Genomic DNA, 22,983 nt, shown 5'->3' on the forward strand with positions numbered 1-22,983 from the left:
CATATGAAATATATAAAATCATTACTAATCGTTTTATCCATCCTGATTTTTACTGGATGCGATAGTATTTTGGACCTAGATCCACAACAATCGATTGATACGAATCTGGTTTTGACAACTGCTGAGAACATTGAACTTACTCTTGTGGGAACATATCCAATTGTGAGAGATGCATATGGTCAAAATATGTTCCATTTTAGTGAATTGTTAGCCGATAATGGGGAGTTTGAATTTAGAGGAACATTTTCTCAACCTCGCGATTTAATTAATAAGGATTTGGTGGATAATTTCTCTTGGGGAAATGATGCATGGAATCTGGCATATGATGCTATAAATAGAACTAATATTGTTTTGGATTATAAAGATGTACTTGCTGAAAGTGATCGGGATGAAATAAGTGGGCAGGCAATGTTCTTACGAGGATTGATGTATTTTGACATGGTTCGGTTCTACGCGAAACCTTATGTTGCCGGACAAGCAAATAATCAACCAGGAGTACCATTAATGTTGCATTCTAATTTTGACGTCAGTAAAGTGGAATATCCAGAAAGAGCAACTGTTGATGCAGTATACGATCAAGCCATATCAGACCTTAGTATGGCTAAGACTTTGTTGGGAGAAGATAGTTTTTATGCTAACAGGTTTGCTGCAGCAGCAATTTTATCAAGAATTTATTTACAGAAAGGAATGTATGAAGAGGCTGCAATCGAAGCCAATTATGTAATTACTGAAGGTGGTTTCGATTTGACGGAAGTCCCTTTTGATGCCTACAATAATGAAACTAATGGTTTTGAGGATGTCTTTACTTTTCAGCAAAACAATGATGATAATATTGGAGAAAGTAATGCCGGGATGGCGACTTTTTATGCTAGTACAGATGCTACCGGAAGATCCGATTTCCAAATTACGAATGTAGAAACTGATAAATATGAAGCAGGTGATTTAAGAGGAGAGATTCAAACCGATTTAGATGAAGATTCTAAAATCAATGATGTGAAAAGTATTTATTATTTGGGATTTGGCTCAAATTCTACTGGTGGTAATTATTGCGCTAAGTGGTTAGATTTTAAAACTAATTTGACATTTATTCGTTTAGCAGAAATGTACTTGACAAGAGCCGAAGGTAACTTTGAGGCAGGAACTACTTTAGGAGCAACTCCATTGGATGACATTAATAAAATTCGTTATAGAGCAGGATTAGTTCTGATAGGTTCTGTTACTCAGAGCATAATTAGAAATGAAAGAAAATTAGAGTTAGCATTTGAAGGATTTAGACTTCACGATATTAAGCGTTGGAAGGAATCTGTAGGAACGCTAGCCTATGATGATCCATCTTTGGTTATGCCTATCCCTAAAAGGGAAATTGATGTTAATGATAAATTGACTCAGAACGAAGGTTACTAAGAATGTACTTGTAAAGATCATGAAAAAGGGGCTCATTAGAGCCCCTTTATTTATTTATTTATTTTAGCTTTTTAAAACCCATTCAACTCCATGGTAACTGTTGGAATCAGTAGTAACAGTCCTAATAAAAGAAGGATAGCCATAAAGCCGCCAATCCATTTTACCCATTTGTCGTAAGGGATTTTGGCAACGCCTAGTACGCCAATTAGCACACCAGATGTTGGTGTAATCATATTGGTGAAACCATCTCCAAATTGGAATGCCATTACTGTTGCCTGACGTGATACGCCAATTAAATCGGAGAACTGCGACATCATTGGCATGGTAAGAGCTGCTTTTGCCGAACCGGATGGAATGATGACGTTGATGATGTTTTGAATTAGATACATCATGCTTACGGATGCTATTTTTCCAAAATCATTCATCGATTGAGAAATAGAATAGAGGATTGAATCGATAATATGTCCGTCTTCCAAAACAATTAGAATTCCTCCGGCCAATCCAACAATCATAGCTGCAGAAAGAATATCACGGGCACCATCTAAAAACAGATGGGTAATTTCGTTGGCTGTGTTGTTGAAGGCAATGCCTGAGAAAATTCCCATGGCAAAGAAAAGGGTTGCAATTTCCATGATGTACCAGCCGTATCCCATTACGCCGACGATTAGGAAGATGATTGTGAACAGGAGTAGGTTTAGGATGTAGAAATGAACTGATTTACGCAGAGATAGAATCCCCGAAATGGCAAAAAGAGCAGTGATAATAGGTAACACCATGAAAGTGCTTTCGGAGTTTCCGATTTTTAGGGTACTAACAGGATAGTAGTAGGAAAAGCCAATCATGGAAACCAACAAGACAATGTAAGTCAGCCATGCTGATTTGGGCGTGTAATATTCAATGGTTTCCATGTCGGTATCGTGATGCTTTCTCCAGTATTCATCATCGGTGTAAACTAATGATGATGTAGGATTCTTACGAACCTTGGCTGCATATCGTAGGATGAATGCAAAACCGATCACATTAATTACTACCCAACAGAACAAGCGGTATTCAATACCCGAGAAAAGAGGAAGATTTGATAAACCCTGCGCAATACCAATGGTGAAAGGATTTAGGAGTGCTCCTGCGAAACCAAGTCCGGCAGCTACAAAACAGATGGCTACACCAACAATTGAATCGTATCCCATTTTAATGGCCATGGGAACAAATATGATGGTGAAGGCAATGGTTTCCTCACTCATGCCGAAGGTGGCACCAAAAATGCTAAATATGAGCATTATTAACGTGAGTATGATGTTGTTGACACCAATTTTACGGATCAGCTTATTCTTCTCCAGTTTCTTGGTGAATTCCAGAAAGGAGTAGATGCCAATATCGATTGACTTACTTGCATTCATGATCCAGAATGCACCACCAATTACCAGAATAAACATGATGATATCTGCTTTATCAACAAAACCTTTAAAGAAAGAAGAGAAGATCTCCCAGGATTGACCTTGGCTTTCGATTTGTTGATAGGTACCTTGTACGATAACTTCCCGATCGGTACCATTTACATTTACGGTGGTTCGTTCGAACTCTCCTCCTGGAATTACCCAGGTAAGAATAGCTGAGAGAACCACTATTGCAAATACAATAACATAAGTATGCGGTATCTTTTTAAACATGTAATGCGATTTAGTAATTAGTTTGTTAGTTGGTGTAAAAATGAATGTGTAAAAATAGAAAAATAAGAAGAGAATGGAAGCCTTGAATTTATTTTAAAAAGGCACATCGAAAAGGTTTGCAATTTGCTCTTTTTTCTCTAATATTTGCATTAGGGTTTCCCAATTTGTTCGCTCGTGAAAAACAGACGATTAACAGGTAGGAATACCATCGTGAAACAGTGCGTTATGGTCCCGATAGCTATCGGGAGAAACGAATACCCCGAAGTTGCGTCGGATTTTTGAGGGGAGCAACGAGGAGTAGCAGTGAAAAGCCTGACCCGACCCAAGGAGGGAAACGCCCTAATCATAGAAAAAGTTTTGAATGAATCTATCTCACATCAAATATTGATATTATGAAGTTGTTAATAAGTAATATAAAAACATTGGTTCAGGTTGATGAAGCGCCCCGAAAATGGGTAGCAGGAACCGACATGGCAAATTTGAATTGCATTGATGATGCCTACTTGCTGATTGAAGGTGAGAAAATAACTGATTTTGGTAAAATGGAAGACATGCCTGACTTTGATGAAAAGGAAGGTTTTGATTTTGTTGAGGAATATGATGCAACTGGAAGAATGGTTTTTCCGAGTTTCTGCGATTCGCATACTCATTTGGTGTATGCCGGAAGTCGGGAAATAGAATATACCGATAAAATTAAAGGTTTATCGTACGAGGAGATTGCAAAGCGTGGCGGTGGAATTTTGAATTCGGCAAAACGCATGCACGAAGCAACGGAAGAGGAGTTGTATGAATCGGCCATGGAGCGAATTCAAGAGATTATTGGTTTGGGAACTGGAGCTGTCGAAATTAAAAGCGGTTATGGTTTAACCGTTGCCGATGAGTTGAAAATGCTTCGTGTAATTAAGCGCTTAAAGAAAAATACGCCACTGACTATTAAATCGACCTTTTTGGGTGCACATGCCGTTCCTGCTGAATACATCGGCAGACAAGGAGAATATGTAGACATGGTGATTAATGAAATGATACCCATGGTTGCTGCCGAAGATTTGGCCGATTATATTGATGTGTTTTGCGACAAGGGATTCTTTACGGTTGAAGAGACCGATCGGATTTTATTGGCTGGAATGAAATACGGCATGCGGGCTAAAATTCATGCTAACGAGCTGGATTATTCAGGGGGAGTGCAGGTAGGAGTGAAGTACAATGCGCTTTCGGTTGATCATTTAGAGTTTGTTGGCGATGCTGAAATTGAAGCTTTGAAAGGATCGGAGACCATGCCTACAGTATTGCCTGGCGCGGCTTTCTTTTTAAACATGGTTTGTTCGCCGGTGCGCAAAATGATGGATGCAGGATTACCGGTTGCTTTGGCATCCGATTTTAATCCGGGATCGTCGCCATCGGGAAATATGAAATTTATTATGTCGCTGGCATGTATCAATTATAAAATGTTGCCACAGGAGGCTATTAATGCCACTACCCTTAATTCGGCTTACGCCATGGGTGTTGAAGAGGAATTGGGAAGCATTGCCAAAGGAAAAATTGCCAATGTTTACATCACCAAAGAAATTCCTTCGGTAGAGTACATGCCATATGCCTACGGAAGCAACCTGATTGATGTAGTGATTTTGCGCGGGAAGGTGTTGTAAGAATAGACGTGAGATATTAGATTCGAGACATGAAATAAACAATCTCAATTTCTATATAACAGATTTAAATATAAACACCTCACCCTAAGCCTCTCCTGAAGGAGAGGGAATTGAGCTGCAAACTGGCTCAAATGCAAAAATGGAGAAAAACTCCCCTTCTCCTTTAGGAGAAGGGGCCGGGGGATGAGGTGATAAGAATAAAAGGGAAGTAGAGGTAAAACACCTCACCCTAACCCTCTCCTGAAGGAGAGGGAACAGAGCAGTAAACCAGCTTGAATGCAAAAATGGAGAAAAGCTCCCTTTCGCCTATAGGAGAAGGGGTTGGGGGATGAGGTAAAGAGAGAAGGAGTAGGGGGTTTTGATTCTTTTTCAATAGAATACAAATAAAAACTTAGTGCACTTAGTGAAGTACTTTGTGCTCTTTGTGGTTAAATAAAATACAAACAAATACTTAAAATACGATCAGGTAGCTATCTACTTGATTTAACAATCACACAACAATGAAAAAATTAATCGAATGTGTTCCTAATTTTTCTGAAGGGAACGACATGAATATCATTAAGCAGATTACCCATGAAATTGAATCTGTAGAAGGCGTACGTTTAATCGACGTTGATCCTGGAAAAGCAACCAACCGTACCGTAGTTACTATGGTGGGCACGCCCGATGAGGTTTGCGAAGCAGCCTTTCGTGCTGTAAAAAAAGCAGCAGAGTTAATCGACATGAGCAAGCACTCAGGTGCACATCCACGTTTTGGAGCCACCGATGTTTGTCCCTTGGTGCCGGTTGCCAACATTACAATGGAAGAGACCATTGAGTATGCACACAAATTGGCGAAACGCATTGGCGAAGAAGCAGGTGTTCCTGTTTATTGCTACGAAAGTGCAGCACGCACACCTGAGCGTAAAAATTTGGCGGTTTGTCGTGCCGGCGAGTACGAAGCCGTTAAAGACAGAATAGGAACAGAGCAGTGGAAACCAGATTTTGGACCTGCTGAATTTACACCTGCCGTTGCCAAAAGCGGGGTGACTGCTGTTGGAGCACGTAATTTCTTAATTGCCTACAACTTCAACTTAAATACCACCTCAACCCGTCGTGCCAATGCCATCGCATTCGATGTTCGTGAGCGTGGCCGCACCTTGCGAGAAGGAAATCCGGCAACGGGGAAAATTGTTACCGACGAAAAAGGAAATCCGGTAATGATTCCTGGAACCCTAAAAGCCACCAAAGCAATTGGATGGTTTATCGAAGAATTTGGCGTTGCTCAAATTTCTATGAACATGACCGATCTCGATGTAACACCTGTTCACAAAGCATTCGATGAGGTTTGCGCCAAAGCTCAGGCTCGTGGTATTCGCGTTACAGGATCCGAGTTGGTGGGTGTTGTGCCATTAAAAGCAATGCTGGATGCCGGTAAGCATTACCTTCGCATGCAGGAACGTTCAACCGGTATTGCCGATCGCGAAATCATAAAAATCGCAGTTAAATCACTCGGGTTGGATGAGTTGTACCCATTCGAAGCCGATAAGAAAATTGTAGAATACATCTTGGAAGATAAAGATCAGAAGAAATTGGTTGACCTGAATCTTACCGATTTTGTGAACGAAACAGCTTCCGAATCCATGGCTCCGGGTGGAGGATCAATTTCTGCCTACATGGGTGCTATGGGTGCCGCTTTGGGATCAATGGTTGCCAACCTATCGGCTCACAAAGCAGGATGGGACGATCGTTGGGAAGAGTTCTCCGATTGGGCCGAAATGGGCAAATCCTACCACACCAAACTAGTTCATTTGGTGGATGAGGATACCAATGCCTTCAATAAAATTATGGATGCAATTCGTTTGCCAAAAGGCACCGATGCTGAGAAAACTGCTCGTGGTGAGGCCATGGAAGAGGCCACCAAATTTGCAACCATGGTTCCTTTTCAAACCATGGAGCTGTGTTTGGGTTCAATGGATGTTGCCAAAGCAATGGCCGAGGTTGGTAATCCTAACTCGGTAACCGATGCCGGTGTTGGCGCATTGGCCGCCCGTTCGGGGGTTTTGGGTGCTTTCATGAATGTGAAAATCAACGCTAAAGATTTGCAGGACAAAGCCTGGGCTGCCGATATCCTAGCCAAAGGGCAGGCAATTGTTGATAAGGCCATTGCTCTCGAAAACGAGATTGTAGCCATGGTTAACGCTAAAATCTAATTCGTATCAATGATATTTTATTTAGACCTGTCAGGTTTCCAAAACCTGACAGGTCTTTTTTATTGCCTTTCCCGGTCACGCCATGGCATGACCCTACGCATTTCATTACACATTCTTAATTACCAATTCTCAATTATTTGTGGGGTTTCCTTCGTGTCATGTATTTTCCCGGTCACGCCATTGCATTACCCTACGCATTTCATTACCCATTATTAATTACCAATTCTTAATTATTGGGGGGTTACCCTTCGGGTCAGGCTTTCCGTTGCAACTCCTCGGATAGCCTTCGTGCCTCAGGCAAACCTGCGGGGTTTTCACTATAATCCTTAACCCACCGATGCGGGCATTGTACAATTAATCAACCGATATTCATCATGTCGCCAATTCCTTGGGGCGTTGCCCCAAGCTCCGATGTGTCAGGCCTTCAGCCTGAAATTTTTGCTCCTGCATATAGAACCGTCATGCTCTGACTATAAGCAAGCTGTAAATGTCAGGGTATGACTATTTAATAAAACATTGATCCCGAATAATCGGGAACAAAAAGTGAGACCATCAAGGCAAAGCTACTTTTTATATATAGCCTTGTCTTTGCGAAGGAGCCCCAGCGACTGACGCAATCTCTCCATAGAAGAGAATCTGCGATACTGCATGTTCCGTTCATTTATCATGAGATTGCCACGTCCTCATTCTTCGTCCTCGCAATGACAGCCTTAAAGTGTATGTTCTTCTTTTGTCTTAAGTCATCTCCTTTAAAATGCTAAGTTCTATGAAAGCTTTTACTCTCATGTTTTGTAGTTTTTGCTTTTAGCTGAAAGGAACGCGATACTACCGAAACGAAGTGGAGATCAGCGAAGCTAATCGCGCACCAGCAGGGGGGGGGCCACTGCAATCCTTAACCCATGTTGTATAGATGTCTGTTTATAATTTATTATATGTTCTTTCCTGTAAGAGATGTTTTATTAAATTTACTTGTCTAAAATTAAACTAGTCAGAAATGGAAAATGTAACTATTGAATTGGTAATATCATTATTTGCTTTAATTGCTGCTTTTTATTCAATATACAGGAATAATAGGAACAATAAACTACAAATAAAAGTGTCAAAACTGGAAGAATTATTTGAGGTAATTAAATCTTTAGGAGGCTCATATTATCTAATGGCTGGAACAACTTATCAAACGAAAGCTTATCAAAATCCTCAGGATAAGACAATCAATTCGTTGAAAGAATATTGGATGGAAAGAGATGAATTATTACCAAGGGAAGAGCGAGATAAAATAGTAAAATATGTATCACGGTTGGATGTGTTAACTGAATGTTATACTCGTGGTAAATTAAATAAGAAAATTAGAAGTTACCACGAAATGTTAGTTGCTATATCAAATTATACTTTTAATGGTGGAGACATTATTTATGAATCAAAATTTGGTGCTGATTTTGTAGAGACTGAGAAATATAGATCTGATACAAAAGAAATTTTAGATGAAATCATTAAGGAAATTAAAGTTTGAGTGAGTTAAGAGGATATTTAAAACTATAAATATGGAAGTGAATAAATTTGAATGTACCTATCGCACAGGTAGACAAAATGGATCAATTGTATTTGAGGTGATTCCTGATGAGGAAAGACCAGTCCCTGAATCTTTATTTAAGCTTTATGAATTAAATAAATTTTCAGTCGATGCATTATGTAAGAGTTATTTTTATGCAGCCCATCCTTGTCAGCTTAATGATTATTTTGATTGCCACGAAAAACTATTAGAGTTTGATGACCAATTAATAATAAACTTTCTTGGAAATGGAGGCTTTCATGAAAATATTCAAGATTTAATTAAAAATGACCCTAAAAGGGCACAAAAGATAACAAGGGAAACTTTTCGAGAAGTCTTTTTTAAGAAGATAGGAGTCGTAAGTTTAACTGAAAACCCTTTTAATTTGTTAATGTGGTCATACTATACCAATCACAAAGGATTTCAAGTGCAATATGACCATGGTAAATTCTCGTTTAATAATCATGGTCCATTTGCTATAAATTATCGTGAAAATTTAGAAATAATAAGAATGTCGCCAAGTAATGTTGAATTAGGAGTTCTTATGCAGACAAATTTAAAACATAAGGTGTGGCAACATGAAAAAGAATGGCGTTTTTTAGCAGAAAAAGAGAATATGGAATCACCAAGTTCTGAAGTTATGAGAAATGAAGGAGGTGAGTCAAGGAAATTTCCATATTCTTTTTCTGCAATAAATAGTATTCAATTGGGAATTCGTTTTTTTGATGTGGAAGAAGTTATACCTGAAAATAAATACACTCTAAGAATTTCTTTAAAATTAAAAGATGTATTGAAACGAAAATTCTTATCATTTTTAGCTGAAAATGAGATCAATACTGGAATATCAATATCTCAAGAGCTTAATAAAATTGATTTTAGGTATGGTAGGCTTATGAGGATTGATAAATTGACATTTGTATTTACTGTTTTTGAAGATTTGAATAATCTTCCATTGACATTGCATGAAGCAATAATTAAATTGCTCCAGCACGAAGATAGAGCAATGAACGCTAAAGAAATTGCCGATAAATTAAATCAAAATGGATGGTACCAGAAGAGTGATGGTTCTTTGGTAAAAACTAATCAAATTCATGCTCGAAAAAATAAATATCCTGATCTTTTCAGTGTGGATAATACAGCTAAGCCTCAACTTATTGACTTAGTTTAAAAATATTGACTTGTCATGCTCTGATTATAAGTAAACTGTAAATATCAGGGTATGATTATTTATTTTATTTATTTATTGAGAGTCTCACGAAAAGAGTGAGACCCTCAGAATCAGATGGTGTCAATCCCATTGGGATTGCATGTTTATAGACAAACACCCTATTAATAAGAGTTCGACTCCGAAGGAGTCGTATTCATTTGCAGAATATATATCTATAAACATTAGAATCCTATGGATTCAAAAAGACTTGGATCAACAAGTTCATGCTAAGGTTATGACTGATATTGTATTGATCCTGAATATTCGGGAACAAAAAGGGAGCCCCTCAAGGCACAATTTGTACCATCCTCAGAGTTTCAGAATGCCACATGTCGGTGAAACCTTCCTGCTCATGTCGGGAGGTTTCCACAAGCTTGTGAAAGCTTCCTGCCCACGGCAGGAAGAAAAAAAATGTCTGTGGAACCTCCCTGCCCATAGCGCGAAGCTTTCACAATCTTGTGGTGCATTCCTGCGTTTAAAATGACAGTTCCACAACAGTGTGTAGTGGTTTTACTTGTGTTTGTGATATTATTTGAATTGTGATTAAGAAAAGCAGTTATTGTACTTGCATCAGTATGTGAGTATTTTAAAGGATATTTAAAAATGTCTTGTTTATCTTAAAAAAATGATTAATTTCATAACTCACTTGTTAAATTAAATCATTTTTTATGTTTGAATCTATTCATCTTACAAATTTACGTCACAACGAATTCATCCAGTTCATTATTAATTATCTGGAAATTTTAAGTAAAAACGATCTAACCGCTTTAAAGTTGCAGCCTCAATCAGATAATTTGTCAGCTCTAATTGCATCTATGATTGCCTTGTATAAACCCGACAAGGGAAGTTCAATAACCAAAATTCTTCTTGAAGATGATAACCGACGCGACAAGTCTCTTGTTGGCATCCAGACAGTAATAAATGCCTATACCTACCATTTCGATGCGGAAATCAAGGAATCTGCCGATGTGTTAACTGCATCTTTAAAAAAGTATGGAACGGCAATAACCAAGCAGAATTATCAAGGCGAAACCGCTACTGTTAATTCAATTCTTGATGAATGGAAGAGAGAAAGCGCATTTGTAAATGCGATCAATAAATTAGCTCTTACCGATTGGGTTGTTGAATTAGGTACGGCAAACACACAATTTAATACCGATTATTTGGATCGTGCTAAAGAAGATGCCGAATCACCCGAAATCAAAATAGTTGATTTACGTAAGCAAATCATACAAGCCTACTATGAGCTAAGCAATCGTGTGAATGCATTTGCGACTATTGGCGAAGTAGAAACTTATACAGATATGGTTAAACATAGCAATAGCATCATTGAAAAATACAATGCTGTGATTGTTGCCCGTGCAGCTAAAACAGTTGAGGAGGAGATACCTACTCAGGAGTAAATTAAATGATTGAATTGAATGAAAAACTGCTCCGCTTGGGGTGGTTTTTTTTATTGTGTTAGCCCTTCATGCTGTTATTTTCAAACGTGGGGAATCATGGGGCGATGCCCCATTCTATGATCTATCAGGCCTTCAGCCTGAAATCAATAAAATCTCGCAACTATTTCTGCATTGTCATGCTCTGACTGTAAGTAAGCCGCAAATGTCAGGGTATGACTAGTCTTCATTATCTTATATTATTGAGAGCCTCACAAAAAAAGTGAGACCCTCAAACCCGAAGTAGTGATTTGTCGAAATGGAGGAGGTGGTGTTTAATGCAAGTTCTGAGCCTAACATATTTTTCATAACTTGGTGAAAGTTTTACGAAACAACATATTTAAATGGGACTATTTAATTTCTTTAAAAGAGATAAAATTTCGAAGTATACTGTAGAAGCGTTTGATGCATATAATGAGGAAGAAAGTAGAAATGAAAAATTGAAAAGGGAGAATCGGGAATGGGAGACAGAATTTAAGCATTTATCTGATTCAAGAATAAAAGGATCATGTTTCGAAAAGGAAAATAAATATTTCGAAGCGATAGAAGTTTATTTATCTTCAGTTGAGTATGGCGAAAAATCAAATTTATTATCAATTGCCAATTACGGACACGATATTGAACGTGTTATTATTCTTTATGGCAAATTAAAACAAAAGGTATACCTAAGACAATTTCTGGAAAGAATGATTTCGACCTATCCCGATTGCAGAGAAGCAATTAAATGGGATGCCAGGTTAGCCAAAATTATTCCTGATAATTCGGCTAAGGAGAATACTGAGTTGAACGCACAGGATATAGATAGACCGCTTGCTCAAAACCCGTCATTGGGAGCAAAAATACAAGCGTTTAAAAATGCCTTGCCCGAATTTAATTTTTACTACGATATGCCCGAAGAGATGCATACAATGGAGTATTTAACGGAACGAAACCCTGTTTCTTTTGACAGAATGAGTGAACTAAGAGAATTACGACAGGCTTTTAAGGCTGTAATTGAAAAAGCCAATGTTGCAGAAAAACGAAATGATGTAAAGAGTGCAATTGAAGCTTACGAGAAAATGCTTGTGGAGGAATATGAAGGCAGGGAACCTTATGAGAGACTTATAATTCTGTATCGGAAATTAAAATGGAAAGATGAGGAAATTAGGGTCATTCAACACGCAATATTCTTTTTTGAAAATTTGAGAGATGAGCAGTTGAACTACGTGAGAACTCTTGCAGAAAAATATGGAAAAGAAGACTTTGCTAACGATTATATAGCACAGGGAATGAGAATACAATATTATGGTGGAGCATTTGATTTGTACAACCCATTTCCCGTTATTGCCAAATGGAAAACCCGATTAGAGAAATTGAACTAGGAATATGACAATAAAGCGCAAAATATTATCGAAAGCTATTACGCCGGAACAAAAAGAAATCATAAAGGAACAATTTCCAGATGCTTTTAATAATGGTATCGATCCCAGTAAATTCAATTTGTTACTTGAAACTCAAAAGGAACCTGATATTCTCTATCACTATACCACTATGGGCACTTTGCAATCCATATTGAATAATGTGAAAGAAAAAGGGACTTTAATATTAAGAGGAACCCATGTAGAGTATTTGAATGATGAAACAGAATATGTATTCGCATGTGGGATTCTGGAAGGAATGTTAAAGGATTATGTGAATATAATGGATCCAACAGATAAAAAAGATCTTTTGAAATACATGAATAGTAAGAAGTTTGAATATATTGGATCTCTTATTACGGGTAAGCCGTATGTAACTTCTTTATCTGAAAATCATGATAATTTACCAATGTGGAATACCTATGGCGATAATGGTCGAGGAGTAGCTATAGGTATAAAAAAAGAAACAATTGCTAATTTAAATGCAAGTTGGGTGAAGTGTAGTTATGATAAAGAAAGTTTTAAATCATATATGAGTATGTTTATTAAGGATTTATATGAAAAAATATCTTTTGTTGATGGCTTTACATATGAAGACCCAGATTTTTTATTAGGGATATTATACACTTCTATAAAGCATTTTGCTTATGAATACGAAAATGAGTGGAGGATTGTAAAATGTGCGTCAAATGGCGATGTTAAACATCAAGAAAATAAAGGTATACTAAAGCCATATATAGATCATAGCTTTGAAAAAGAAGCACTAAAAGAGATAATTATTGGACCTTGTGCAGATAAGGAACTGGCAAAAAAATTAATTGAATGTATCTTGGAAAAGGTAGGTTATGATATATCAGATGAGAAAAATGAGAATTACGTAAAGATTAGAAAATCAGAAGTTCCTTTTAGGTAAATTTAAGTATATAGACCTGTCAGGTTTTTAAAACCTGACAGGTCTTTTTTATGGCAGAAACCTAAGGGCAGTTTTAATCCCTGTTAGTGTATTGTATTTACAGAAAGCTGACGAAAAGAGCAATATTCAGTATTGTGATGATTCCTCCCATGGCATAAAGAGTAATTTTCGACAGGGTTGAGTTTTTGTATTTGCCCATTACTTTCGACGAAGAGGTTAGGTACACCTGCGCAAAAATTGTAAATGGCAATTGAATACTCAATATCATTTGCGAAATAATCAATCCCTGAAAAGGATTGGATATAAAATAGATAATTGCCAATGCAACCAGCAAAGAAATGGCAACGCCCAATCGGGAATGATTGTCTTTAATATCATAGGGCTCTTTAAACATCCCTGCAAATATCGATCCTGCAGCCATTCCTGAAGTAATGGTGGAGGCCAATCCGGCAAATAAAAGAGCTACTGCAAAAACAACTGCGGCATGTTCACCCAAAAGAGGCGCCAATAAATGATTTGCCTGTTCGAGTTGCGTAACCGGAGTTTTCGTTTTAAAGAAGGTGGCGGCCGCCAATAAAATCATGGCACTGTTTATTGCCCAGCCTATAATCATTGATACGAAGGTATCCAGAAACTCAAATTTCAATTGCTTTTTTATGATTTTCTCATCTTTCAGATTCCATTGCCGGCTTTGAATAATTTCCGAATGAAGAAACAAGTTGTGAGGCATTACAACAGCTCCCAATACACTCATAATTACAAGCATCGAACCTTGAGGGAAGCTTGGAGTTACCCATCCTGTCATGGCACTGTTCCAATCAATATCTACCAGCGATAGTTCATAAAAAAACGACAAACCAATCACCGATACAAATGCGATAATCCATTTCTCAATCATTCGGTATGCATTGGTATACAGCATAATCATAACGAATATGGTGACCAGCAAAGCTCCGGCTCTTATGGGTAAATCAAACAGCATATTTAAGCCGATAGCTCCTCCCAGTATTTCGGCCAGCGAGGTTGAAATAGAAGCCAGCATAGCCGATGAAAGAATCAATTTTGAATAGACAGGTTTAATGTAAATCATGGTAGCCTCCGAAAGACAAAGTCCTGTAGCAATGCCCAAATGCGCTACATTGTGTTGCAGAAATATCAACATGATGGTAGAAAGACTTACCATCCATAATAATGCATAACCATAGTCTGCTCCTGCAGCAAGGTTCGAAGCCCAGTTGCCCGGATCGATAAATCCGACGGTCACCAATAGCCCGGGACCAATGTATTTGAATATATCCAAGGCTCCATGTTGTGGTTTGTAACCTTTCTTGTCAATATTCCTTAATGATTTAAACATTATTTGTTCTGTTATTAAAAGTAAGTTGATACAATTATCCCAAGACTGAATGCTATTTTAGAAAGCGTGTTCAATTTCTGATAGAATTAGGATGGGGGGAGCACTTTTTTTCAAAATGCAAACCGGAAGCTGTATTAACTTCCGGTTTGTATTTTGTTATGCAATGAAAGATTCAAATCGGGAGATTATATCCCCAGCAATAATGAATCCGGATCTTTTCCTCCGAACAGCATTTTTTGTGGATTTTCAATCATTTCCTTCATCTTAACTAAGAAACCAACTGAATCCTTACCATCAATCACACGATGATCGTAGGATAGAGCGATGTACATCATTGGGCGAATTTCTACCTTGCCGTTTACAGCAATGGGTCGCTCAACAATATTGTGCATGCCCAAAATGCCCGATTGTGGAGGATTGATAATTGGAGTACTCAATAGAGAGCCAAACACACCACCATTGGTAATGGTAAAAGTTCCGCCAGTCATTTCATCCAAACTGATTTTACCCGTACGGGCTTTGTTGGCCAATCTCATTAATTCCTTTTCGATATCTGCCAAACCTAAGGTTTCGATGTTTCGGATTACCGGAACCATCAATCCTTTTGGTGTTTGCACCGCGATAGCAATATCGGTGTATTCAGGAGATACAATCTCCTCACCATCCATCATCGAATTTACCGACGGGTGAAGCTTTAAAGCCTCCGAAGCCGCTTTGGTAAAGAAGGACATAAAGCCCAGCTTAATATCGTGAGTTTCTACAAATTTCTTTTGATACTTGCTTCGCAATGCCATTACCGCAGTCATGTCTACTTCATTAAAAGTAGTTAGCATGGCAGTTTCATTCTTTACAGAAACCAAACGAGCGGCCAACTTCTTCCGAAGATTAGTCATTTTTGTGCGTTTGACTTCTCTTGAAATGCTTGTGTTTTGAGTTGGAATTACCGGTTGATTTCCTGAATTGTCAACTACCGCCTGAATGTCTTTTTTCGACAATCGTTGAATGCCTGCAATAACATCATCAACCGAAAGGTGATTTTCTTCCATCAATTTTTTCGCAACAGGAGAAATTTTAACATCCTTGTATGTTTCCGAATTTTTGGTTTTTGATTCGGATGCAACTACAGGTGCAGTCTTTTCAGCAGGAACTTCTTTTTTGGCTTCTTTAGGAGCAGAGGAAGCAGATGCTTCTCCTGCAAAACTGGTGTCAATTTTGCAGGCAACCGATCCAACAGCAACCGTATCGCCTTCCTGCGCCATGATCTGAATTTTACCACCTTCATCAGCAATAAGAGTCAGAGTCGCTTTATCCGATTCAACTTCTGCAATTTCCTGATCCTTTTCAACAATGTCACCCTCTGCAACAAACCAGTTGGCTATTTCTACTTCGGAAATGGATTCTCCGGGACTAGGTATTTTAATTTCGATCATCTTTATTGTATTATTGTTTTATCATCGGGTAAAAGTCACTAAACCTGCTACTTGTCTTGATACTTTGTATTTGGGTCTTTTGGTTTACATGATTAACTTACTTTTTTTCTCTGCAAAATATTCGTGCTGAAGCAGGATGTCTGCATGAGAACTGCCTTCCACACATTGCAATCCGCAATATTTCAGTTTTCGATCGCAATTGCATTTTCGAAATACCTTGTTTATAATTTCGTTTTGTCCTGCCAAATGAATCTTATTCAATCCGGTTGCCGGACTGCCACTAGATTGGCGTGCAACAGGAACCAGTTTAACATCCTTGTTTTTAAACTGGTAGTTGACAAATTGCCAGGCTCCCATGTTTTCAGGTTCTTCCTGAACCCACAAATGAAGAAGGGCATTTGGATATCGATTCAAAACTTGATCAATCTGTTTCTCAGGAAAGGGATACAATTGTTCCACTCGAACCAAGGCGATATCCTGAGCAAATAATTCTTCTTTTCGGGCCAGTAAATCGTAATAGATTTTTCCGGAACAGAAAACAACGCGGCGAACTTCTTCTGCAATTATATTATTGTCGTCAATAACTTCTTGAAACTGTCCTTTGGCCAATTCATCCATTTTCGAAACACATTTTGCATGACGAAGCAGACTTTTTGGTGTGAAGCAAATCAACGGAACCCGTATATCACGTTTCACTTGTCTTCGTAACATGTGAAACAAGTTGGCAGGTGTCGTTGGGTTTATAATTTGCATGTTGTTGTTTGCACATAAAGTAAGGAATCGCTCCATTCTTGCACTTGAATGTTCTGCTCCCTGACCTTCGTATCCATGCGGCAAATACATTACCAAACCATTTTTTATGCCCCACTTGTCTTCGGCAGCACTTATGTATTGGTCGATAACTGCCTGAGCAACATTATGGAAATCACCAAACTGGGCTTCCCAAATAGTCAGTCCGGTAGGATGAGCCAAAGCATATCCATATTCAAATCCAAGCACACCATACTCGCTTAAGGATGAATTGTAGATATGGAAAGGTGCTTGCTTGTCGCTGATATTTTTAAGCGGGAAATATTTCTCGTCTGAATTCTCAATAATCAAAGCTGCATGTCGGTGCGAGAAGGTTCCTCTTTCCGAATCCTGTCCGCTTACACGCACACTGTTTCCTTCTTCCAGCAGGCTGGAATAGGCAAGCAGTTCTCCCATTGCCCAATCCAATTTATCATTCTCGATCATCTTCTTGCGATCGGACATTAACTTTCCAATTTTCTTGAAGAAAGTTAGATCTTTGGGCAAATTAGTAATGTTTCCGGCAAGCTCAAGTAAAGTTTTTTTATCAACTCCTGTTTTCGGAGAAGACTCGAAATCTTCCTTTGTTGAATGTCGAATATCTTTATAATAATCCTCTAAGAAGGGCTGTATGAATACCTTTTTAAAAGTTTTAGATAGTTCAAAATCTTTATCTAAAAGCTTGTTGTAATCATCATTACTAATTTTTATCTCTTCTTTAGAGTAAATTCCTTTTTCCATAAGGAAATCGGCATAAATATCTCTCGGATTTTTATGCTTGGCAATTTTTTTGTACAAAATAGGTTGGGTAAAACGAGGTTCATCACCTTCGTTATGACCAAATTTCCGATACGAAAGAATATCAATGAAAACATCAGAATTGAATTCCTGACGGTATTCCATGGCAAGTTTTATGGTGAAAATTAAAGCTTCCACATCATCGCCATTTACATGAAAAACAGGAGAGCGGGTCACCTTTGCAACATCAGTGCAATAAGTACTCGAACGGGCATCCAGATAATTGGTCGTAAAACCAATCTGATTATTGATTACCAAATGAATGGTTCCTCCGGTTTTATATCCGGTTAGTTGCGACATCTGAACTGTTTCGTAAACAATTCCTTGTGCGGCAATCGCTGCATCACCATGAATGATAACAGGAACCAATTTATCCTGATCGCCTGCGTAGTCGTTATCAATTTTCGAGCGTGAAATTCCTTCTACAACAGCACCAACGGTTTCCAAATGAGAAGGATTTGGCGCCAAATGAAGTTTTACTTTACTGCCATTGTCTGTTTTTACAGTATTTCCATATCCCAGGTGATATTTTACATCACCTAAAGCAATATCTTCGTCGAACTCTTCACCCATAAATTCTTTGAAAATATTAGCATAAGGTTTCTCTAAAATATTGGCTAAAACATTTAGTCTTCCGCGGTGAGCCATTCCAAAAATAAACTCCTGAACACCAAGTTCAGCACCACGTTCAATCATGGCATCCAAAGCGGGAATTAAGGTTTCCGTTCCTTCAAGTGAAAAGCGTTTCTGACCTACAAATTTTTTGTGAATGTAGTTTTCAAATCCAACGGCAAGCTTTAAATGATAATAGATGTGCTTGCGCTGTTCATCGTTAAAATTGGGCGTATTTTTGGTTCCTTCCATTTTGCTTTGCAGCCATCGCATCATTTGAGGATGACGTACAAAAACGTATTCTGCTCCTATCGATTTGCAATAAGTTTCCTGCAAATGCGATACAATATCTTTTAATTTTGAAGCTCCCAATCCTATTTCTGTTCCTGCATGGAAAACAGTTTCCAAATCGGATTCAGATAAATCGAAGTTCTCAATGTCTAGAGTAGGGAAATATTTTCGTCGGGTTCGAACCGGATTGGTTTTGGTGAAAAGATGTCCACGCTGACGATATGCTTGAACCAAATTCATAACATTGAATTCTTTGCTCATCGAATTGGTGGCAGGTATATTTTCGGTAACCACTTGTTCCTTACCTGGGTATTTGGTCGTTGCAAAGTCAAATCCCTGGAAAAATTGTCTCCAACTTTCTTCAACCGATTTAGGATCATTCTTATAGGATTGGTAAAGTTTGTCGATATATTCGATTTCGCTATTGCCCAAAAAGCTAAATTTATCCATATAATTGTTCGTTGTTCTTACTGATATTCGTTGTTACTTAAACAAATGTATTAATTTTTAAAGCTTATGGTGATATCAAAAACGAATAAAAGATAAAAAGATCATTTTTTTTTCAAATGCCCTTATAGAGTTTTTCGATAAGAGGATTAAGCGTAACATTACTGAAAATAATCAGCACTATTCTTTTATTTGATACAGGTTCGAATTACTTTAGATTTTTCAAGATAAACATGTAATATTTCACCGATGTATTTTCTCCGTATTTTGATTGTTCTCGTACTTGGTACTCAGCTAACAGCCTGTCATAATGTACAAAAAAAACAGCCGTTCGCTTTAGAAAAAGGGGATCTGCTTTTTCAGGATCTGGATTCTGATTCAATTTCGGATGCCATAGAATCAGTAACCGGAGGAGAGAAACATTTGAGTTTTTCGCATGTGGGTATTGTTGATATTGATTCCAATGGAGATACCTTGGTTTTAGAGGCCATTTCAAAAGGAGTCATTTATACCAAGCTCAATACTTTTTTACAGCGAAGCACAACTGCTGATCAAAAACCAAAGGTTGAGGTGGGAAGACTAAAACCCGAATTTGGTGTATTGATTCATGAAGCACTTGAGTCAGGGAAAAAGCTAATTGGAAAACCATACGATGATATTTACATCATGGGAGACTCAACTTACTATTGTTCGGAGTTGATTTACGAACTGTTTTTCAATTCTGAAGATTCGATGCAGGTCTTTCAATTAAATCCAATGACTTTTAAAGATGCTAAAACAGGAGATTTTCTTCCATTTTGGATTGAGTATTATAAAAAGTTAGGTGTGGATATCCCGGAAGGAAAACCGGGTTTGAATCCAAATGGAATGTCCTTATCAGCAAATATAAATATGGTTTACAGTTACCATTCTAATAACGAACGCTAAGTTTATACTCTATATATGAATTCTTTTCTACGTGAATTAACCGGCGAGCTGTACGAAAAATATGGCAGCAATTTATCCAATTGCATGTTGGTGTTTCCAAATCGCCGTGCAGGTTTATTTTTCTCAAAGTATTTGAATGAGTTGATTGAACAACCAGTTTGGGCGCCAAAGATTCTCACCATTAATGATTTTTTTAAAACGCATTCTCAATTACAAACAGAGGATAATTTGGGCTTGCTTTTCCGATTGTATAAAATTTACATTCAGAGAATGGAAGTTTCGGAGAGTTTCGATGAGTTTTACCACTGGGGAGAAATGCTTTTGGGAGATTTCGACGATTTGGACAAGTACCGGGTGAATGCGAAACATTTGTTTCAGAATTTAGCAGAGGAAAAAGAAATTGATAACCTGTTTGATTACTTAACCGAAGAGCAGATTGTTGCCATTCAGTCATTTTGGAGTTCTTTCCGTCCCGAGAATTATTCGGAGCATCAGAAAGAATTTGTGAAGCTTTGGGAGAATTTGTACCCAATTTATTCTGATTTTCGAGATGAATTGCAATCTGAAGGATTGGCATACGAAGGAATGGCTTCACGTAAACTGGTGGATGAGCTGGAATCGGGGAAGATTAATATCAAAGAAGACAGAGTCCTTTTTATTGGCTTTAATGCATTAAACCGTTGCGAAAAGAATTTGTTTGATGAGTTGAAAAGACAAGATAAAGCCGATTTTTATTGGGATTACGATGAGTCATATCTCAAAAATCCTTTTCATGAAGCTGGTTTGTTTATGCGGGAAAACATCAAAAGATTTCCTTCACCCAAAACGAATATTCGCTTCGACAATATTAAAAACAATAAAACAAAGATTGAATTTGTTTCGCTCTCCTCGGAGGTGGGACAGGCGAAGTATGCCCACGCCGTGGTTGAGGAGTTTTGCACGAATTCGGAGTATGCATTAGAGGAAACGGCAATTGTTTTGGCTGATGAGGAGTTGCTTCTTCCGGTATTGCATTCCATTCCTAAAATTGCAAAAAATGTGAATGTGACCATGGGATATCCGGCAAAAAATACGCCTGTTGCCAGTTTGTTACGTTTGGTTATCGATCTGCAAAAAAGCGTGAAAAATTCTGGCGGAGAGGTATCGTTTCATCACAAACAGGTATTGGCTCTTTTGAATCACCAATATTTGAATTCAGTTAATCCTGAATTGGCACATACCATAACACAAGATATCTTAACAACCAATAGAATTGAAGTTCCACAACGTTTAATTAAAGGTGATCCCGTATTGGAGAAACTTTTTTCGCCGGTTAGTAGTGTGGAGCAATTTTCAATATATCTGCTTGAATTGCTTCAAGGGATTTATCAGAAATTAGAAACTGCTGATGAGGAAAAATCTTTGGTTGATAAAATTGAACAGGAATATATTTACCATTTGTTTTTGGCGATAAAGCGTCTCAATTCTTTATTAAATCAGCACAAAATAGATCTTAAACAGGATACTTTTTATAAGATTCTGGATAAAATGATTCAAAGTCTGAGCATTCCTTTTGAAGGAGAACCATTGGCTGGTTTGCAGGTGATGGGGATTTTGGAAACACGATTGCTCGACTTCAAGAAGATCGTAATCCTTTCGATGAACGAAGGTAAATTGCCTAAAACAGGAGCTGCAAATTCATTCGTTCCTTACCATTTGCGTAAAGGATTCGGAATGCCAACAATCGACCATCAGGATGCGATTTTCGCCTACTATTTTTATAGATTGATTCAGCGCGTTGAAGATCTTAAATTGTTGTACAGCACTCAAAGTGATGGAATGCGAACAGGTGAGATGAGTCGCTTTTTGTATCAGCTAAAATACGAATCAGATTTCGAGATCGTTGAGAACAGTCCATCTTATAATATTTCGTTGCAGGAAGCCAAGCCGATTAGTGTGACTAAAAATGAACGAATTCAAACTCGTTTAAATGAGTATTGTGGGGATAGTTTTAAGAGCTTTTCGCCATCAGCATTAAATACTTACATGAATTGTAGTTTAAGCTTTTACTTTAAATATTTAGCTGGTTTAAAAGAGCCTGATGTGGTTCTTGAGGAGATTGATCCGCCAACCTTTGGTAATTTATTTCACTCGGTTTTGGAAGAGTTGTACAAGCCTTTTAGTGGCAAAACAATTCAGAAAGAAGATTTGGAGGGATTGCGAAAAAATAAAAATTTATTGGATCAGGTTTTAAAGGATGCTTTTCGAACGATCTACTTTAAGCTAAAGAAGGATCAGCCAATGGAGATTGGTGGAAGAAACCTACTCATATTCGATATCTTAAAGAAATTTATTGATCGGATATTGATTTTGGATCAGAAATTTGCACCCTTTGAAATTGTTTCATTAGAAGGGAAATATAAGATTCAACTGCCAATAGGGGAGAAAGCCGATCGAGTGGTTAATATAAGTGGATTGATTGATCGGGTTGATAAGCTGGGTGATGCTATTCGTATTCTGGATTACAAAACAGGTAAGGCAGATCTGATTTTTAAGGACATCGCTTCTCTTTTCGAAAAAGAAGGCAAGAATAAAAATAAAGCGGCATTTCAAACTTTGCTTTATTGCTTGTTTTACGATGAAAATTATAAGCCAGATTTAGCAATTTCCCCGGGAATATATAGCCTTAAAGAATTTTTTAGCGATGGGTTTGATTGTACATTAGCTCAAAAAGAAGGGCGCGGAAATGCCATTCGTGTTGATGATTACAGGATGTTTAAAGCCGAATTTGTTGAAGGCTTAAAGGAATTGCTGGAAGAGATTTTTAATCAGGATATTCCTTTTTCGCAGGTGGAAAACAAAGATATTTGCCGAACTTGTGTGTACTCAGAAATTTGTCATCGATAAATCGTGGCTCATTTTGGACTTTTGAAATGAAA

General features: G+C 37.8%; 14 protein-coding genes. 10 read left to right on the forward strand and 4 right to left on the reverse strand.

All coding sequences use genetic code 11. The features are described 5' to 3' along the window. Window positions 1-3 precede the first annotated feature (3 nt). Entirely contained in the window at window positions 4-1,404 is a 1,401-nt protein-coding gene (locus ALGA_RS13570) for a RagB/SusD family nutrient uptake outer membrane protein (RefSeq protein ID WP_096429860.1), read from the forward strand. A 71-nt stretch (window positions 1,405-1,475) separates the two neighbouring features. On the opposite strand, the gene ALGA_RS13575 is transcribed toward ALGA_RS13570, so the two are convergent. Beyond that, entirely contained in the window at window positions 1,476-3,071 is a 1,596-nt protein-coding gene (locus tag ALGA_RS13575) for a YfcC family protein (protein ID WP_096429862.1), read from the reverse strand. Window positions 3,072-3,463: 392 nt separating this feature from the next. On the opposite strand from ALGA_RS13575, the gene hutI reads away from it, so the two are divergent. The 7 genes from hutI to ALGA_RS13615 all read left to right on the forward strand — a co-directional run bounded on the left by hutI (window position 3,464) and on the right by ALGA_RS13615 (window position 13,414). Continuing rightward, window positions 3,464-4,717, forward strand: coding sequence for an imidazolonepropionase (gene hutI / locus ALGA_RS13580; protein WP_096429864.1), 1,254 nt, complete (start codon window positions 3,464-3,466; stop codon window positions 4,715-4,717). A 500-nt stretch (window positions 4,718-5,217) separates the two neighbouring features. Next, complete coding sequence (gene ftcD, locus ALGA_RS13585; RefSeq protein ID WP_096429866.1) at window positions 5,218-6,909, forward strand: glutamate formimidoyltransferase; 1,692 nt, start codon at window positions 5,218-5,220, stop codon at window positions 6,907-6,909. Window positions 6,910-7,903: 994 nt separating this feature from the next. After that, entirely contained in the window at window positions 7,904-8,419 is a 516-nt protein-coding gene (locus ALGA_RS13590) for a hypothetical protein (RefSeq protein ID WP_096429868.1), read from the forward strand. A gap of 31 nt (window positions 8,420-8,450) precedes the next feature. Beyond that, the gene (locus ALGA_RS13595) at window positions 8,451-9,626 is read left to right on the forward strand and encodes a DUF2971 domain-containing protein (RefSeq protein WP_096429870.1); all 1,176 of its coding nucleotides are present in this window, start codon (window positions 8,451-8,453) and stop codon (window positions 9,624-9,626) included. Window positions 9,627-10,333: 707 nt separating this feature from the next. Then, a complete protein-coding gene (locus tag ALGA_RS13605; RefSeq protein WP_096429874.1) occupies window positions 10,334-11,068 on the forward strand; it encodes a DUF6261 family protein in 735 nt (244 codons plus the stop codon). Window positions 11,069-11,448: 380 nt separating this feature from the next. Beyond that, window positions 11,449-12,465 (forward strand): hypothetical protein, encoded by a 1,017-nt coding sequence (locus tag ALGA_RS13610; protein ID WP_096429876.1) that lies wholly within the window; start codon window positions 11,449-11,451, stop codon window positions 12,463-12,465. Between the two features lie 4 nt (window positions 12,466-12,469). After that, entirely contained in the window at window positions 12,470-13,414 is a 945-nt protein-coding gene (locus tag ALGA_RS13615; protein WP_096429878.1) for a DUF2971 domain-containing protein, read from the forward strand. Between the two features lie 97 nt (window positions 13,415-13,511). On the opposite strand, the gene ALGA_RS13620 is transcribed toward ALGA_RS13615, so the two are convergent. The 3 genes from ALGA_RS13620 to ALGA_RS13630 all read right to left on the reverse strand — a co-directional run bounded on the left by ALGA_RS13620 (window position 13,512) and on the right by ALGA_RS13630 (window position 19,141). After that, window positions 13,512-14,771, reverse strand: a complete 1,260-nt coding sequence (locus tag ALGA_RS13620; RefSeq protein WP_096429880.1) for an Nramp family divalent metal transporter — start codon at window positions 14,769-14,771, stop codon at window positions 13,512-13,514. 185 nt (window positions 14,772-14,956) lie between these two features. Then, a complete protein-coding gene (gene odhB, locus ALGA_RS13625) occupies window positions 14,957-16,201 on the reverse strand; it encodes a 2-oxoglutarate dehydrogenase complex dihydrolipoyllysine-residue succinyltransferase (protein ID WP_173804016.1) in 1,245 nt (414 codons plus the stop codon). 84 nt (window positions 16,202-16,285) lie between these two features. Continuing rightward, complete coding sequence (locus ALGA_RS13630) at window positions 16,286-19,141, reverse strand: 2-oxoglutarate dehydrogenase E1 component (RefSeq protein WP_096429884.1); 2,856 nt, start codon at window positions 19,139-19,141, stop codon at window positions 16,286-16,288. Between the two features lie 246 nt (window positions 19,142-19,387). Between ALGA_RS13630 and ALGA_RS13635 the strand changes: the two genes are divergently transcribed. Together ALGA_RS13635 and ALGA_RS13640 are read left to right on the forward strand one after the other, a co-directional pair. Beyond that, entirely contained in the window at window positions 19,388-20,065 is a 678-nt protein-coding gene (locus ALGA_RS13635; RefSeq protein ID WP_096429886.1) for a YiiX/YebB-like N1pC/P60 family cysteine hydrolase, read from the forward strand. A gap of 15 nt (window positions 20,066-20,080) precedes the next feature. Then, window positions 20,081-22,951 carry a PD-(D/E)XK nuclease family protein gene (locus tag ALGA_RS13640; RefSeq protein WP_096429888.1) on the forward strand — a complete coding sequence of 957 codons (2,871 nt, stop codon included), beginning with the start codon at window positions 20,081-20,083 and terminating at the stop codon, window positions 22,949-22,951. The last annotated feature ends 32 nt before the right edge of the window (window positions 22,952-22,983 follow it).

The organism is Labilibaculum antarcticum, from assembly GCF_002356295.1.
GTDB lineage: Bacteria > Bacteroidota > Bacteroidia > Bacteroidales > Marinifilaceae > Labilibaculum > Labilibaculum antarcticum.

Excerpts from the sequence above, each read along its gene's own strand:
- ALGA_RS13570 (WP_096429860.1), top strand. The coding sequence starts at position 4 with ATGAAATATATAAAATCATTACTAATCGTTTTATCCATCCTGATTTTT.
- ALGA_RS13575 (WP_096429862.1), bottom strand. The coding sequence starts at position 3,071 with ATGTTTAAAAAGATACCGCATACTTATGTTATTGTATTTGCAATAGTG.
- hutI (WP_096429864.1), top strand. The coding sequence starts at position 3,464 with ATGAAGTTGTTAATAAGTAATATAAAAACATTGGTTCAGGTTGATGAA.
- ftcD (WP_096429866.1), top strand. The coding sequence starts at position 5,218 with ATGAAAAAATTAATCGAATGTGTTCCTAATTTTTCTGAAGGGAACGAC.
- ALGA_RS13590 (WP_096429868.1), top strand. The coding sequence starts at position 7,904 with ATGGAAAATGTAACTATTGAATTGGTAATATCATTATTTGCTTTAATT.
- ALGA_RS13595 (WP_096429870.1), top strand. The coding sequence starts at position 8,451 with ATGGAAGTGAATAAATTTGAATGTACCTATCGCACAGGTAGACAAAAT.
- ALGA_RS13605 (WP_096429874.1), top strand. The coding sequence starts at position 10,334 with ATGTTTGAATCTATTCATCTTACAAATTTACGTCACAACGAATTCATC.
- ALGA_RS13610 (WP_096429876.1), top strand. The coding sequence starts at position 11,449 with ATGGGACTATTTAATTTCTTTAAAAGAGATAAAATTTCGAAGTATACT.
- ALGA_RS13615 (WP_096429878.1), top strand. The coding sequence starts at position 12,470 with ATGACAATAAAGCGCAAAATATTATCGAAAGCTATTACGCCGGAACAA.
- ALGA_RS13620 (WP_096429880.1), bottom strand. The coding sequence starts at position 14,771 with ATGTTTAAATCATTAAGGAATATTGACAAGAAAGGTTACAAACCACAA.
- odhB (WP_173804016.1), bottom strand. The coding sequence starts at position 16,201 with ATGATCGAAATTAAAATACCTAGTCCCGGAGAATCCATTTCCGAAGTA.
- ALGA_RS13630 (WP_096429884.1), bottom strand. The coding sequence starts at position 19,141 with ATGGATAAATTTAGCTTTTTGGGCAATAGCGAAATCGAATATATCGAC.
- ALGA_RS13635 (WP_096429886.1), top strand. The coding sequence starts at position 19,388 with ATGTATTTTCTCCGTATTTTGATTGTTCTCGTACTTGGTACTCAGCTA.
- ALGA_RS13640 (WP_096429888.1), top strand. The coding sequence starts at position 20,081 with ATGAATTCTTTTCTACGTGAATTAACCGGCGAGCTGTACGAAAAATAT.